Source organism: Pseudomonas sp. MAG733B (assembly GCF_036884845.1).
Classification (GTDB): domain Bacteria; phylum Pseudomonadota; class Gammaproteobacteria; order Pseudomonadales; family Pseudomonadaceae; genus Aquipseudomonas.
Window position 1 is genome coordinate 4,010,560 of the sequence record NZ_CP145732.1, and the last position, 15,116, is coordinate 4,025,675.

Genomic DNA, 15,116 nt, shown 5'->3' on the forward strand with positions numbered 1-15,116 from the left:
CAAGAAGGTATCGATATGCGTCTATTGAAATCCGTGGTCCCGGTTGCGCTGGCCGTTCTGTTCAGCGCCGTTGCCCAGGCCCAGCCGCAGGTCAGCGTCTACAACTGGACCGACTACATCGGCGAAACCACCCTCGCCGACTTCCAGGCCAAGACTGGCATCAAGGTGATCTACGACGTCTTCGATTCCAACGAAACCCTGGAAGGCAAACTGCTCGCCGGGCGCACCGGGTATGACGTGGTGGTGCCGTCCAACCACTTCCTCGCCCGTCAGGTGAAGGCTGGTGCGTTCCTCAAACTGGATCGCGAACAACTACCGAATTTCAAGAATCTCGACCCGAAACTGCTGACATTGCTGGAGAAGAACGATCCGGGTAACGAGCACTCGGTGCCGTACCTGTGGGGCACCAACGGCATCGGCTACAACGTCGACAAGGTCAAGCAAGTGCTGGGCATCGACCACATCGATTCCTGGGCCGTGCTGTTCGAACCGGAGAACATCAAGAAACTCAGCGCGTGCGGCGTGTCGATGATGGATTCGGCGGACGAGGTGTTCCCGGCAGTCCTCAACTACATGGGTATGGACCCGCGCAGCGAGAATCCCGAGGACTTCAAGAAAGCCGAGGCCAAGCTGCTGAGCATCCGTCCGTACATCACCTATTTCCACTCCTCCAAGTACGTCTCCGACCTGGCCAACGGCGATATCTGCGTCGCCTTCGGTTATTCGGGTGATGTGTTCCAGGCCGCCAACCGCGCCAAGGAAGCCGGCAACGGCGTGAACATCGCCTATGCCATTCCCAAGGAAGGCGCGAACTTGTGGTTCGACCTGCTGGCCATTCCCGCCGACGCCAGCAACACGAAAGAAGCCCACGCCTTCATCAATTACCTGCTCGACCCGCAGGTGATCGCCAAGGTCAGCGCCTCGGTCGGTTACGCCAACCCGAACCCGGCCGCCAAGCAATACATGGACCCTGAACTGGTCAACAATCCCGAGGTTTACCCGTCCCAGGAAGTCCTCGACAAGCTCTACATCTCGACCACGCCGCCGCAGTCGATCATGCGACTGATGACCCGTTCGTGGAGCAAAGTGAAGTCCAACAAATGAACCAGTACACCCAGGAACATACCCACTCCTACTACGCCGCGTCGGCCCATGGCATAGGGCCCTGGCCGACGCTGGGCGAAGACCTCGTTGCCGATGTCTGCGTGATCGGCGGTGGTTTTACCGGGGTCAATACCGCCATCGAACTAGCCCAGCGCGGGCTCTCGGTGATCCTGCTGGAAGCGCGGCGAATTGGCTGGGGCGCCAGCGGGCGCAACGGCGGGCAACTGATACGCGGGATAGGCCACGACGTCATCGGTTTCGCCAAACACATTGGTGCCGAAGGCGTGCGCTATCTGGAGCACGCCGGGACAGAATCGGTGCAGGTGGTGGGCAATCGCATCCGCGAAAACGCGATCGATTGCGACCTGCGTTGGGGCTTTTGCGAATTGGCCAACACCCCGGCGCAGTTTGCCGGTTTGAAAGCGGAATACGCAGAGCTCAAGGAATCCGGTTACGCCCACGAAACCCGGCTGGTCGAACCTGAGCAGATTCGTCAGCAAGTGGTGAATTCCGGCGTGTATGCCGGTGGCCTGATCGATATGGGTTCGGGGCATTTGCATCCGTTGAACCTGGTCCTGGGCGAAGCGCAGCTTGCGCAATCCCTTGGCGTGAAGATCTTCGAACAAAGCCCTGTACTGGAGTTGATCCATGGCAGCACGGTGCAGGTGCGATGTGCCGGTGGCACGGTACGCGCCGGCAGTCTGGTGCTGGGCTGCAACGCGCATCTGGAAGAACTCGAACCGAAACTCAGCGGCAAGGTGCTGCCGGCCGGTAGCTACATCATCGCCACCGAACCGTTGTCGCCGGAGCTTGCAGCAGAGTTGATCCCGCACAACGTGGCGCTGTGCGACCAGAAAGTCGGCCTGGATTATTACCGGCTCTCAGCGGACCGACGTCTGTTGTTTGGCGGCGCCTGCCATTATTCCGGGCGCGATCCTCGGGACATCACGGCGTACATGCGCCCGCAGATGCTCAAGGTCTTCCCGCAATTAGCCAACGTGCGCATCGACTACCAATGGGGTGGCAAGATCGGAATCACGGCCAATCGTTTCCCGCAGGTCGGGCGCTTGAGCCAGCACCCGAACGTGTTCTACGCCCAAGGCTATTCCGGTCATGGCCTGAACGTGACGCACTGGTGCGCCAAGCTGCTGGGCGAAGCGATCCATGCCGGCCACAGCAAAGGTTTCGACGTGTTCAGCGCCGTGCCGCACATGACCTTCCCCGGCGGCCGCGCCCTGCGTTCGCCACTGCTGGCCCTTGGCATGTTGTGGTATCGCATGCGCGAAATCCTCGGTTAAAACACCCGTCCCTGTAGGAGCTGCCGCAGGCTGCGATCTCTTGATCCTGATCTTTTCAGATCAAAAGATCGCAGCCTGCGGCAGCTCCTACATTGACCGCGTACATTCGCTGCCCCATCTATCTCGTTCAGCCTTTCGATTTGCTCAATTGCGAGTCACTTCTATATTGAGGGGGTGCTCATCAATTCCTGCCTCCTGTCGAGCCTGGCCCATGGCGACGAATGCCCAACTGATCATCTGCGAGCACTGCGACTGCGTGTACGAAAAAGCGACGCTCGCCAAGCATCAGAAAACCCTGTGTACGCGCTGCGGCGGCGTGCTCCAGCGCTATAACGGCCTGACGGTGGAGCAGCGCCTGGCGCTGACCTTCACCGCATTGATGCTGTGGATCTTCGCCAATTTCTATCCGGTCATGAGCATCAGCCTCAAAGGCCTGAAAAACAGCGCAACACTTTGGGATTCGGTGCTGGCCTTGAGCCTCGGGCCGATCACGTTCATCGCGATGGTGGCCGCGATCGCCATGATCATCGCGCCGATTATCCAGTTGTCGCTGCTGATCTGGGTCCTGAGCTACGCCCTCGCCCATCGTCGCTCTCCGGGGTTCAAGTTCTGCATGCGCTGGCTGGAAACGTTGAGGCCCTGGAGCATGCTGGAAGTCTGCCTGCTGGGGGCGATGGTCGCGGTGATCAAGCTTGCCGGATTGCTCGATGTACTGCCCGGCATCGGCCTCTTCGCGTTGGCCGTTCTCAGCCTGATGATGATCCGTATCGCCGGCCGCGACATCCGTGATCTGTGGGACATCCCATGAATACGCCTCCGGTCGCCGACGACCTCGATCTGTGCCTGTGCCACAGCTGTGGCCTGGCCTGTGACATGACCAGCCAGCCTCACGAATGTGAGCGCTGCGGTGCACCACTGCATCGACGCAAGACCAATTCGCTGACCCGGACCTGGGCCTACATGATCACCGCGCTGGTGTTTTACGTTCCGGCCAATCTGCTGCCGGTGATGAACACCAAAATGGTCGGCAACGGTGCCGATAGCACGATCATCAGCGGCGTACTGGAGTTCTGGGAGGCTGGTGCCTGGGACATCGCCCTGATCATTTTCATCGCCAGCATCGCGGTGCCGGGCATCAAGTTCGTGGCGATCACGTTGCTGCTGGTCACCGTGCAGCGCGACAGCGAGTGGGCGCGCAAGGAGCGCTCGAAGCTGTACCGCTTCGTCGAGGTGATCGGCTACTGGTCGATGCTCGACGTGATCGTGGTCGCCCTGGTGGCCTCACTGGTGAAGTTTCAAGCCCTGGCCGACATCGAGCCGCGTGCGGGCATTCTGTTTTTTGGACTGGTGGTGGTGTTCACCATGCTATCGGCCATGAGTTTCGATCCGCGCCTGATCTGGGATAGAGAGGCAGAGCGGGATAAACCAAATGAGGAGGTCAAGGATGCAGTCTCAAGCCACTGACGGGCCACAGGCCCCCGGTCAGGCCCCGATCAAGACCCGCCGTTTCGGCGTTTCATTGGTATGGATCGTGCCGATTGTCGCAGTACTCGTGGGGATTTCGCTGGTGGTCAACAGCATCTTGAAGGAAGGGCCGACCATCACGGTCACCTTCAAGACCGGTGACGGCCTGACCGCCAACAAGACCGAGGTCAAGTACCGCAACGTGGTGATCGGCCATGTCACGGATGTGGATCTGAGCAACGACCAGAAAAGCGTCAACGCCACCATCAAACTGGCCAAGCAGGCTGAAAGCTTCACCCGCGAAGACTCGCAGTTCTGGGTGGTGCGTCCACGTATCGGTGCGGGTGGAGTGTCCGGCATCGACACACTGCTGTCCGGCGATTACATCGGCGCCGACATCGGCCAGGCCAATGGCCGCGCGAAGAATTTCAAGGGCCTGGAAAACCCGCCACCGATCACTTATGGCGAACCGGGCAAGCGCTTCACCCTGCATACACAGGACCTCGGATCGCTGGATATCGGTTCCCCGGTCTACTACCGCAAAATTCCGGTTGGGCAAGTCGTGGCGTATGAACTGGACCCGGACGGCAAAGGCGTGAACATCGAATTGTTCATCCACGCGCCCAACGATCAATACGTTACCGAAAACACCCGGTTCTGGAACGCCAGCGGTATTGACGTAAACGTCGGCGCCAACGGTTTCGCGGTCAAGACCGAGTCCTTGTCCTCGATTCTGGTGGGCGGCATCGCGTTCCGCGCGCCTGAATACAGCCCCAACGACAAACCGGCGCCTGAGGAATACGCCTACGAACTGTTCGACGACCAGCAAACTGCCCTCGCCCCACCCAATGGCAAACCGCAATACCTGGCCTTGCGCTTCGATCAGGCACTGCGCGGGCTCAAGGTCGATGCGCCGGTGGAATTCCTCGGCATGGAAATCGGGCGAGTGGTGTCGATCAATCTCGATTTCGATGCGAAAAAGCGCAGCTTCCCGCTCAACGTCGGCATCGTGATCTACCCGCAACGTTTGGGGCAGGCCCATACGAAAATGCTCGCCGCGCTCAATCATGATCCCAATGACGAGGCCGGCGGCGTGCGCCTGATCGGCACGTTCATCGAGAACGGTCTGCGCGCTCAGGCCCGCACCGGCAACCTGTTGACCGGCCAGTTGTACATCGCGCTGGATTTCTACCCGAAAGCCGAAAAAGTCGCCTTCAATGCCACGGCGCGTCCGGTCATGATTCCGACCGTTCCGGGTAGCCTGGAGCAATTGCAGGAAAAACTCGAAGCCATGGTCGACAAGATCAACAAACTGCCGGTTGAGCGGATTGCCGGCAATCTTGACGGCAACCTCGTGGAAATGCGGAAAACCCTGAGCCAGTTCAATGGCAAGACGCTGCCAGGGGTACAAAACACCCTGTCAAACGTGAGCAAGACCCTGGAGTCGGCCAATACCACCCTGCAATCCGCCAACTCGACCCTGGCCGAAGATTCGCCGCAGCGGGAAAAACTGGGGCAGACGCTGGACGAGTTGGGACGCACGTCGCGGTCCTTGCGTGACCTTTCGGATTACCTCGGGCGGCATCCGGAATCGTTGATTCGCGGTCGGCCCAACAATGCCGCGCCGATGGACCTGCAAGCGCCACCGCGCAATTGACCACAGGAGCAACACCCATGGCTTTTTCGCACAAGCTGACCTTGATTACCGCTGTGTTGCTGCTTGCCGCTTGCCGCAGCGACCCGATTCAATTCCACACCCTTACCCCGGCTCAAATGACCGGTAACGCAAGGCCGACGACGGATATCCAGATCGAAGGCCTGACCGTCCCGCCGCAGGTCGACCGGCCGCAGATTGTGGTGCGCGAGGGCAACACCGGCATGGCGATTCTCGAAACCCAATGGTGGGGCGCCAGTCTGGTGGATGAGCTGCGCAGCGCCCTGCTCGACCAGATGATCAACAGCAATCCGCAACGTCGGGTTTCGGTGCGCCTGGAGGTGCAGCGCTTCGATTCGATTCCCGGCCAATACGGCTTGATCGACGTCAAATGGCGCTTGCGCGGCGCCAATGGCGATGAAAACACCCTGCTGACCTGTCGCAGCACTTTGCAGACACCTTCTGGGCCGTCCATTGATGAATTGGTGGCGGCCCAGCAGAACAACGTCAAGCGTCTGGCAGCGGTGATCAGCCAGGCGGCAAGCGGCTCGCAAAAAGGTTGTCCATCGACCCAATGATTTGACGAATTTTTCTCATTTGGCCCTTTACATTTGCCGCGCCGCAAACATGCAAATGATTCCTATTGATCTACAATAATCGACGTCTTCCCCGTCAAATCTGCTTGCTCGATTAAAAAGCCAGGAGCTGCCACAGCATGATTTCCCGTATCCCGTCTTTCCTGAAAAAAGCCCTGCTGGCCACCGCGTTGGTGAGCGCCGGCCATGTGTACGCAGCCGATGGCGTCGGCATAGTGGTCTACAACGCGCAGCACGAAGGCCTGACCAAGGCCTGGGTTGAAGGTTTCACTCAGGAAACCGGGATTCCGGTCACCATGCGCAACGGTGATGACACCGAAATGGGCAACCAGATCGTCCAGGAAGGTGCCGCCTCGCCAGCCGATGTGTTCCTGACCGAAAACTCCCCGGCCATGGTGCTGGTCGACAACGCGGGGCTGTTTGCGCCGGTCGACAAAACCACCCTTGAGCAAGTCGATTCCGCCTACCGTCCGGCCCACGGCAAGTGGGTAGGCATCGCCGCACGCTCCACGGTGTTCGTCTACAACCCGAGCAAACTGCCGGAAGCGCAACTGCCGAAATCGATCATGGACCTGGCCGACCCAAGCTGGAAAGGTCGCTGGGGCGCATCGCCGGGCGGTGCTGACTTCCAGGCCATCGTCGCCGCCATCCTCGAACAGAAAGGCGAAGCCGCGACGCTTGACTGGTTGAAAGCCATGAAAACCAACTTCACCGCCTACCGTGGCAACAGCTCGGTGCTCAAAGCGGTGAATGCCGGGCAGATCGACAGCGGCGTGATCTATCACTATTACAGCTTCGTCGATCAGTCCAAGACCGGCGAAAACAGCAAGAACACTGCCCTGCATTACTTCAAGCACAAGGACCCGGGTGCGTTCGTCAGCATTTCCGGTGGCGGCGTTCTGGCCTCCAGCAAACACAAGGAACAAGCCCAGGCGTTCCTGAAATGGATTACCGGCAAGGACGGCCAGGCCATCCTCAAGGACGGCAAATCGTTTGAATACGCCGTGGGCAAGAACGCTCAATCCAATCCAAAACTGGTGCCTTTGCAGCAGCTCGACGCGCCAACCGTTGATGCCTCGAAACTCGACAGCAAAAAAGCCGTGGAGCTGATGACTCAGGCCGGACTGCTTTAATTGATGCCTGAAATCCTGCCAGCGGGTGTCACAGACGCAATACCCGCCAACCTGCGCCGACGATCACGCGGCATGTTCGCGAGCCGTGGCGGCGCGTGGGTGGTCGGTTTGTCGGTGCTGGTTTCGTTATTGGCGCTGCTGCCGATTGCCTATGTCATCGGCGTTTCCTTGCAGACAGGTTGGTCGACGGTGGTCACGCTGGTGTTCCGGCCACGGGTTGGCGAGTTGCTGGTCAACACCGTGTTGCTGGTGATCATCACCGTGCCCCTGTGCATCGCCCTCGGGGTGACGCTGGCCTGGCTGACCGAACGCACCAACCTGCCGGGGCGGCGCTGGTGGTCGTTGCTGGCGACGGCGCCACTGGCGGTACCGGCGTTCGTGCACAGTTACGCTTGGGTCAGTCTGGTGCCGCCGATTCACGGGTTGTTTGCCGGGGTACAGGTTTCGGTCATCGCCTATTTTCCGTTTTTGTACCTGCCGGTTGCCGCCACGTTGCGCCGACTGGACCCGGCCATCGAAGACGTTGCCGAATCGCTCGGGCTCAAGCCCTGGGCGGTGTTTTTCCGGGTGGTGTTGCCGCAACTGCGCTTGGCGATCTGCGGTGGCGCGCTGCTGGTGGGCCTGCATCTGCTGGCCGAATACGGCCTGTACGCGATGATTCGCTTCGATACGTTCACCACGGCGATCTTCGATCAGTTCAAATCCACCTTCAACGGCGCTGCGGCGCACATGCTGGCCAGCGTGCTCGCCCTGTGCTGCCTGGCCATGCTGACCGCTGAATCCGCCGCTCGTGGTACGGCGCGCTATGCTCGCGTCGGCTCCGGCAGTGCCCGTGAACAGCGGATCGTGATCCTGCGCACCCCGTCGACCGCACTCGGGCTTGCGTTACAGATCATCACCTGCGCCCTCGCGCTGGGCGTGCCGTTGATCACCCTGAGCCAATGGCTGATTGCCGGTGGCTTGCAGGTCTGGGATTTGAGCGAACTGTTGCCGGCCCTGGAACAGACGCTGTTGTTCGGCGTGGCCGGTGCAGCCCTGACGACTTGCGCGGCGATCCCGATTGCCTGGCTGTCGATTCGCTATCCGGGCCGATTGCAACGGGTTCTGGAAAGCTGCAACTACATCACCAGCTCGTTGCCGGGAATCGTCGTCGCGTTGGCCCTGGTCACCGTGACCATCCACTTTGCCCGGCCGATCTACCAGACCACCATCACCGTGCTGCTGGCATATCTGCTGATGTTTCTGCCTCGCGCGCTGGTGAGCCTGCGCGCCGGCATCGCCCAGGCGCCGGTGGAACTGGAAAACATCGCCCGCAGCCTTGGCCGTTCGCCGGTCCGGGCGTTGTGGCTGATCACCCTGCGATTGGCTGCACCGGGCGCCGCTGCCGGCGCTGCGCTGGTGTTCCTGGCGATCACCAACGAACTGACCGCCACCCTGCTGCTCGCCCCCAACGGTACGCGCACGCTGGCCACCGGGTTCTGGGCGCTGACCAGCGAAATCGACTACGCCGCCGCGGCACCCTACGCGCTGCTGATGATTGTGCTGTCGCTTCCGTTGACCGGAATCCTTTATCACCAATCCAAAAAAACGGCTGGCCGATGAACGCTCTAGAACTGCATTCGCTGAACAAATCCTACGGCGCCCACCGAGCGCTGGACGATGTCAGCCTGTCCGTGCCCAGCGGCAGCCGCACGGTGATCGTCGGCCCTTCCGGGTCGGGCAAAACCACCTTGCTGCGGATGATCGCCGGCTTCGAATTCCCGGACTCCGGGCGTCTGTCACTCAATGGTCAGACACTGGTCGACAGCACCCACGAAGTGCCGGCGCATCAACGCCTGATTGGTTATGTGCCGCAGGACGGCGCGCTGTTCCCGCACATGACGGTGGCCGCCAACATCGGTTTCGGCCTGGCGACCAAGGGCAGCGAAAAACAGCAGCGTGTCGAGGAACTGATGGACAGCGTGGCGCTGGATTCGAACATGGCCGAGCGCTGGCCCCACGAATTGTCCGGCGGCCAGCAACAACGGGTGGCGCTGGCACGAGCGCTGGCCCAACAGCCACGGCTGATGCTGCTGGATGAACCGTTCTCCGCGCTCGATACCGGCCTGCGCGCGAGCATGCGCAAACTGGTCGCGCGCTTGCTGGCAGAGGCCGGGGTCACCACCATCCTGGTCACCCACGATCAGAGCGAAGCGCTGTCCTTTGCCGATCAACTGGCGGTGATGCGCCACGGTCGACTGGTGCAGTCGGGGCATCCGCTGGACCTTTACCGTTATCCCGACGATGTCCAGACTGCGTTGTTTCTCGGCGATGCGGTGGTGATGCCCGCCCGCATCGAAGCCGGTTGGGCCCATTGCGATCTGGGCCGGATACCGGTCAACAACCACCGCAATAACAGTGCGGCGCAAATCATGCTGCGGCCCGAGCAATTGCAGGTCGCCAGCGTCCTGCCCAATAGCGCGGAAGTCGCCGGTTGCCGCGCGGTGGTGACCGACCGAGATTTCAGCGGCAACACCTGCACCCTGACCGTGGAATTGCAGGCCATGGCCCCCGGCGAAGACACCGGTCGTTCACTGCTGGTGCGGAGCTCGGGCATGTACGCGCCACCAGCCGGTAGCGCCGTGCATGTCTCGACCATCGGTCACGCCCACGTATTGAGCGAGCCTTGAACCCTTCCGATCAAAGATCGAAGCGATCCACCGCACGGCGCCGCTCGTTGTCATCGCGCACGTCGTAATTGGCGGTGGTCTGGATGTTGCTGTGGTGGGCCAGTTTCTGTGCGATCGACAGGTCGTGTTCCTCGATCACCCGGGTGATGAACGAACGCCGGAAATCATGGGGCATGATTTTTACCCCCACCTGCGCCCCACGCTGCCGGGCGATGTAGTAGATCGCATGCTTGGTGATGCGCTCGCGGGTGATGTGGCTGCCCCGGCGAATGCGGTTGAACAGGAACGTATCGTCCGCTTCGCCTTCCTTGAGCTGTGAACGACGCAACTCCAGCCAGGCATCGAGTTTGGCGAAAGCCCAGGCCGGGGCGTACTTGATCAACTGCTTGTTGCCCTTGGCCGTGACCCGCAGGCTGCGTTCGGTGAAATCCACCTGGTTCAGGTCCAGGTTCACCGATTCCGATTTGCGCATCCCCGAACCGTACAGAATCCCGATGATGGCCGCATCGCGCAGGCCCTGTGGCCGTGGATCGGCGGCGCAGACTTCCATCAACTCCTGAATCAACGTACGTCGCAGATTGCGCCCTTGGGACAAACGCGTGCCGGCAATGCCCTTGACCGAGCGCATTTTCAGCAAGTGTTCCTGGCTGATCAGGCTCATGCGCCACGCTTCGTTCATCACCCCGCGCACTGCGTTGACGTATAGCGACGAGGTATTCGGCGCATAGCCATCCGTGCGCAACGTTGCCACCAGCGCAATCACATCCTCGGGCTGCAACTCATGCCAGGGAATTTCCTCGATGTTCACGTCTTCGAAGCCCAGGCGGTCGGCGGCGTCCTGCAACACGTAACGCATGGTCAATTGGCTGGACGGTGCCAATCGCGCCAGATACACGGTCAGCGGGTTGGTCTTGGGGGTACTTGAATCAACATCGGGTAGGTCAATCAAACGAAACGGCCTTGAAAAAGAAGTAGCAACAAACGGTGTGCAGACAAAGAGGGTCGTTACGCTGCCGGTCATGGCCGATAAAGTCAAATGTCGCCGACAGGGGCCACCACTCTGCTGATAGATGAATTGAAACATGGTGATGCAATCCTCGAACGCAGTCGATCGCGGCAGGAGCAAGCCATGAAAATCAGTGTATTTGGTAGCGGTTACGTTGGCCTGGTGCAAGCCGCCGTCCTGGCTGAAGTCGGCCATGACGTGGTGTGCATGGACATTGACGAGAAAAAAGTCGAGTTATTGCAACAGGGCCACGTGAGCATTTTCGAACCGGGCCTGGCCAGCCTGGTGCGCGAAAGCCTGGACGCCAAACGGTTGCAGTTCACCACCGACGAAAAGGTCGCCGTGCAACACGGCCAGGTGTTGTTCATCGCGGTCGGCACGCCATCTCGGGACGATGGTTCGGCGGATTTGCGTTACGTGCTGTCGGTGGGTGAAGCGGTGGCGCGGCATCGTGAACAACCGGTGATCCTGGTGGAAAAATCCACGGTGCCGGTGGGTACCGGCGACACCTTGCGTGCGCACATCGACAAGTGCCTGATCAAGGTCGGCCGTTTGCTGCAATTCGATATCGTCTCCAATCCGGAGTTTTTGAAAGAAGGCTCGGCCGTGGCCGATTGCCGGCGCCCGGACCGTATCGTCATCGGCTGCGAACGCGAAGAAGTGCGCGACGTGATGCGCGATCTGTACTCGCCGTTCAACCGCAATCATGAGCGCATCATGTTCATGGACCTGCGCAGCGCCGAGCTGACCAAGTACGCCGCCAACTGCATGCTGGCGACCAAGATCAGCTTCATCAACCAGATCGCCGAACTGGCCGAACACCTGGGTGCCGACATCGAATCGGTACGCCTGGGCATCGGCGCCGACTCGCGCATCGGCTACCACTTCATCTACCCCGGTTGCGGTTATGGCGGTTCGTGTTTTCCTAAGGACATGCGTGCGCTGATCCACAGCGCCGAGGAGGCGCACTGCTCCAGCGACCTGCTGCAAGCGGTGGAGGCCATCAACCAGCGGCAGAAACACAAACTGTTCGAACGCATCAAGGCGTTCTACAAGGGCGATTTACGCGGCAAGACCTTTGCCGTGTGGGGCCTGGCGTTCAAACCGAACACCGACGACATGCGCGATGCACCGAGCCGCGTGCTGCTCGAAGCGCTGTGGGCTGCTGGCGCCAATGTGCGAGCGTTCGACCCGGAAGCGATGCAGGAAACCCAGAACCTGTATCCCGAGGAATCAAAGCTGATGCTGATGGGCACGCCGGAATCGGTGTTGAACGGCGCCGACGCGCTGATCATCTGCACCGAGTGGCAACAATTCAAGGCCCCGGATTTCGAGCTTATTCGCCAACGGCTCAATGCACCGGTGATCTTCGACGGCCGCAACCTGTACGACGCCGAACGCCTGGCGCGCAATGGTTTCATGTACTTTCCGATGGGCCGGGGTGAATCGCGCAAGTTGCCGATTCCATTGCAGCGGTGGCCTGCAGTGTCAGTGGCTTGAGGGCATTGTTTGCAATAACTGCGGCGGGGTTGGAAGTTACTGTTTGCTGTCTGTGAATACGCAACTCCTGTGGGAGCGGGCTTGCTCGCGAAGAGGGTGTATCAGACAACATTCAAGTCGATTGACACACCGCCTTCGCGAGCAAGCCCGCTCCCACATCTATGGATACCCCCATTTCTGCAATACTGTTTTTGATGTGTGTTTGGCTTGCTTTCATCTATCCGGCGTCTGGGGGACGACCCTGCGCCTCGATGAGAATCGCGCCTGACGGCCCTTCATAGGGAGAAGGCTTTTTCAGCCTTGTGGGAGCCCAGGGTAGTCGTCAGGCCGGTTGGCCGTTCACGTCATCTGTTATCCAGCATCGCAAAACCAGGTGGGTGGTGCTCGGGTGGCAGCGGGGTCAAGCGTTCATCGCGCTTGACCCCGCCTTGAATTCATCATGGTGAGCGGCGATCGACCAGGCGATTCTTGCCAGTTTGTTGGCCAGGGCGCAGACCACACGGTTGGAATGATGGCGAGCCAGTAGCTGGCGAACCCAATCGGCTAGCGCTCCTGTCTGTCGTTCCAGCCCCATCAGATACACACGGGCGCATTGAATGAGCAGTCGCCTTTGATTTCGGTCACCGCGTTTGCTGATACCCAAAAGTACGGTCTTGCCACCGGTGGAATGTTGTTTGGGCACCAGCCCAATCGAGGCTGAATAGTCTCGACCGCACTTGAACTGCTGGCCGTTGCCCAACTCCGCAGCCAGGACGCTGGAGGTGATCGGGCCTACGCAAGGTATCGTCATCAGGCGAGAAGCCAGATCATCTTCAGCGGCTTGGCGTTCAACCTGCTTGTCCAGCGCCTTGACCTGCCCGTCCAGGTAGTTGAAGTGCGCATGCAGTCCCAGCAGGATTTGTTTGATCAGCGCAGAAAATGAGCATTCCTCCAGCAGCGCTGGCAGTTCTTTGATGGAGTGAAAGCCTGGGGACAGGCTGATACCGACCTCCAACAGGCCGGCGTGAATCCGATTGACCGTAGCGGTGCGCTCCTTGATGTAGGACTCGCGCACTGAGTTGAGCATGGCCAGCGCTTGTTGCGCTTCGGTTTTCGGGGACACAAAACGCATGGTCGGGCGGCTCGCCGCCTCGCAAATCGCCATGGCATCGGCGAAGTCGTTCTTGTTGCTTTTTACATAAGGACGCACGAGATGAGGCGCTATGAGCCTGGGCATATGCCCCCATTTTGCTGCTTCTCGTGCCATATAGTGGGCGCCGCCACAGGCTTCCATCACCACCGTGCACGGTTCAAGGTTGGCCAAGTGCCTGGCCAGTCCCGCGCGATTGAATTTCTTGTGGTAGAGCTCATGACCGCGATCATCTTGAGCATGCAGATGGAAGGTATGTTTCCCTAGATCGATAGCGACAATAGTTACGTTGTTCATGGCAATGGCCTCCGAAAGACACCCTGTGAAAGCTTAGAGAGCAATCACAGGGTGTGAGGGGGTAGCCATTTCATTAGGGATCCAACCAAGTCTTTAGGTCGTTGCTTTCAAATCAACCCCCAACGCCAGCGCAAATGCCTTCACCAACGGACTGCGCACGGTGTTGTGCCGAAGGATCAGATTGAACGGCGTGACGATGTTGATCAGGTCCGGGCGCACCGCGCGAAACTCTCCCCTCTCTACCATCGGTGCCGCGTAATGCTGCGGCAGGAAACCCACGAAACGGCCGGTCTTGATCAACAGCGCCACGGCTTCGACCTGGGTTGCCGAGGCGGAAAAACTGTCGTAGTGGGCAAAGTTGAGCTTGTCGCGATGAATCGCGTAGCGGTGATTGATGCACTCGTGATCCTTGAGCACGTTGCTGCCCATTTCCGTGTCGGCCATGGTGAACAACGGGTGGCCGACCGCACAATACACCTCCGAACGTTCTTCATATAAGGCGTAGTAATCAAACTCTTCACGTTTCTGATAAACCGGCACGATTCCAGCCACTAACCGACCCTCTACCACCCCTCTTTCCACTTCATCCAACTGAGTGGCCTGAAGTTGAAAGCGGACCTTGGGTGATTGCTCGTTAATTATTCTAAGCGCGGTAACTAACGGTGAATTAACGTCGGATATCGTGTTATCGATAACGCCCACACCCAGGTCGCCAATAAGTTCGTTCTGCGCTGAACTAAGCCGATCACGAAAGTTGTCCACCGAGGCAAACAGATCAATCGACGCCTGATACACCAGGCGCCCTTCTTCGGTCAGGTGAAACCCCTCGCGACCTCGCGTACACAAGCGCATGCCGATGCGGATTTCCAGGTCGGAGATCTGTTTGCTGATGGCAGCCAGCCCCACATTCAGTTCGTTCTGCGCCGCACTGAAACCGCCCGCTTCGACCACGGCCTTGAACACCTTGAGCAATTTGAAGTCCAGCCCGCTCAGGGCCAGCGGTGCCCGTTGCAGCGTTTTCGGCGGCGGGTTTCCGGAATTGGAAAGTGGGGTTTCCATAATGCTTATTTACCTCTGGCGCCGTATTCAACACTCTGTGCCCAACAACAAAAACATAGCTGGCCTAATAATAATGAACACAGAAAACCAGGCTTGGCAACCGCCAAAAAATCCCGAACATCAGTGCCAACTCACTGATCTCGAAACATTAAAAGCTGACACTTCGATCAGCTCTCGCCCCTTTGCAACTGCGCTGATCCCCTGCCC

Annotated in this window: 13 protein-coding genes; 10 read left to right on the plus strand and 3 right to left on the minus strand. The window is 59.5% G+C overall.

What is annotated here, in order from left to right; translation table 11 throughout:
- The first annotated feature begins 15 nt into the window (after nucleotides 1-15).
- From V6Z53_RS18370 to V6Z53_RS18410, 9 genes are all read left to right on the plus strand, one after another.
- On the plus strand, nucleotides 16-1,104 hold the full coding sequence (locus V6Z53_RS18370) for a polyamine ABC transporter substrate-binding protein (protein WP_338581030.1): 1,089 nt from the start codon (nucleotides 16-18) through the stop codon (nucleotides 1,102-1,104).
- Nucleotides 1,101-2,402: an FAD-binding oxidoreductase gene (locus V6Z53_RS18375; protein ID WP_338581031.1), complete on the plus strand. Its 1,302-nt coding sequence runs from the start codon at nucleotides 1,101-1,103 to the stop codon at nucleotides 2,400-2,402. Before V6Z53_RS18370 ends, V6Z53_RS18375 begins: the two co-directional genes overlap by 4 nt.
- Before the next feature lie 211 nt (nucleotides 2,403-2,613).
- A complete protein-coding gene (locus V6Z53_RS18380; RefSeq protein WP_338581032.1) occupies nucleotides 2,614-3,210 on the plus strand; it encodes a paraquat-inducible protein A in 597 nt (198 codons plus the stop codon).
- On the plus strand, nucleotides 3,207-3,866 hold the full coding sequence (locus tag V6Z53_RS18385; RefSeq protein ID WP_338581033.1) for a paraquat-inducible protein A: 660 nt from the start codon (nucleotides 3,207-3,209) through the stop codon (nucleotides 3,864-3,866). Before V6Z53_RS18380 ends, V6Z53_RS18385 begins: the two co-directional genes overlap by 4 nt.
- Nucleotides 3,847-5,523, plus strand: coding sequence for an MlaD family protein (locus tag V6Z53_RS18390; RefSeq protein ID WP_338581034.1), 1,677 nt, complete (start codon nucleotides 3,847-3,849; stop codon nucleotides 5,521-5,523). The genes V6Z53_RS18385 and V6Z53_RS18390 overlap by 20 nt, the downstream gene beginning before the upstream one ends.
- Nucleotides 5,524-5,540: 17 nt before the next feature.
- Nucleotides 5,541-6,098 (plus strand): PqiC family protein, encoded by a 558-nt coding sequence (locus V6Z53_RS18395; protein WP_338581035.1) that lies wholly within the window; start codon nucleotides 5,541-5,543, stop codon nucleotides 6,096-6,098.
- Nucleotides 6,099-6,235: 137 nt separating this feature from the next.
- Nucleotides 6,236-7,249: an iron ABC transporter substrate-binding protein gene (locus tag V6Z53_RS18400; protein WP_338581036.1), complete on the plus strand. Its 1,014-nt coding sequence runs from the start codon at nucleotides 6,236-6,238 to the stop codon at nucleotides 7,247-7,249.
- Nucleotides 7,250-7,252: 3 nt separating this feature from the next.
- Entirely contained in the window at nucleotides 7,253-8,851 is a 1,599-nt protein-coding gene (locus tag V6Z53_RS18405; RefSeq protein ID WP_338581037.1) for an iron ABC transporter permease, read from the plus strand.
- Nucleotides 8,848-9,918: an ABC transporter ATP-binding protein gene (locus tag V6Z53_RS18410; protein WP_338581039.1), complete on the plus strand. Its 1,071-nt coding sequence runs from the start codon at nucleotides 8,848-8,850 to the stop codon at nucleotides 9,916-9,918. Before V6Z53_RS18405 ends, V6Z53_RS18410 begins: the two co-directional genes overlap by 4 nt.
- A 10-nt stretch (nucleotides 9,919-9,928) precedes the next feature.
- On the opposite strand, the gene V6Z53_RS18415 is transcribed toward V6Z53_RS18410, so the two are convergent.
- A complete protein-coding gene (locus tag V6Z53_RS18415) occupies nucleotides 9,929-10,867 on the minus strand; it encodes a tyrosine-type recombinase/integrase (RefSeq protein WP_338581040.1) in 939 nt (312 codons plus the stop codon).
- Nucleotides 10,868-11,047: 180 nt separating this feature from the next.
- On the opposite strand from V6Z53_RS18415, the gene V6Z53_RS18420 reads away from it, so the two are divergent.
- A complete protein-coding gene (locus V6Z53_RS18420; RefSeq protein ID WP_338581041.1) occupies nucleotides 11,048-12,424 on the plus strand; it encodes a UDP-glucose/GDP-mannose dehydrogenase family protein in 1,377 nt (458 codons plus the stop codon).
- Between the two features lie 400 nt (nucleotides 12,425-12,824).
- On the opposite strand, the gene V6Z53_RS18425 is transcribed toward V6Z53_RS18420, so the two are convergent.
- The gene (locus V6Z53_RS18425) at nucleotides 12,825-13,850 is read right to left on the minus strand and encodes an IS110 family transposase (protein ID WP_338580500.1); all 1,026 of its coding nucleotides are present in this window, start codon (nucleotides 13,848-13,850) and stop codon (nucleotides 12,825-12,827) included.
- Between the two features lie 93 nt (nucleotides 13,851-13,943).
- Nucleotides 13,944-14,909 carry a LysR family transcriptional regulator gene (locus V6Z53_RS18430; protein WP_338581042.1) on the minus strand — a complete coding sequence of 322 codons (966 nt, stop codon included), beginning with the start codon at nucleotides 14,907-14,909 and terminating at the stop codon, nucleotides 13,944-13,946.
- Nucleotides 14,910-15,116 lie beyond the last annotated feature (207 nt).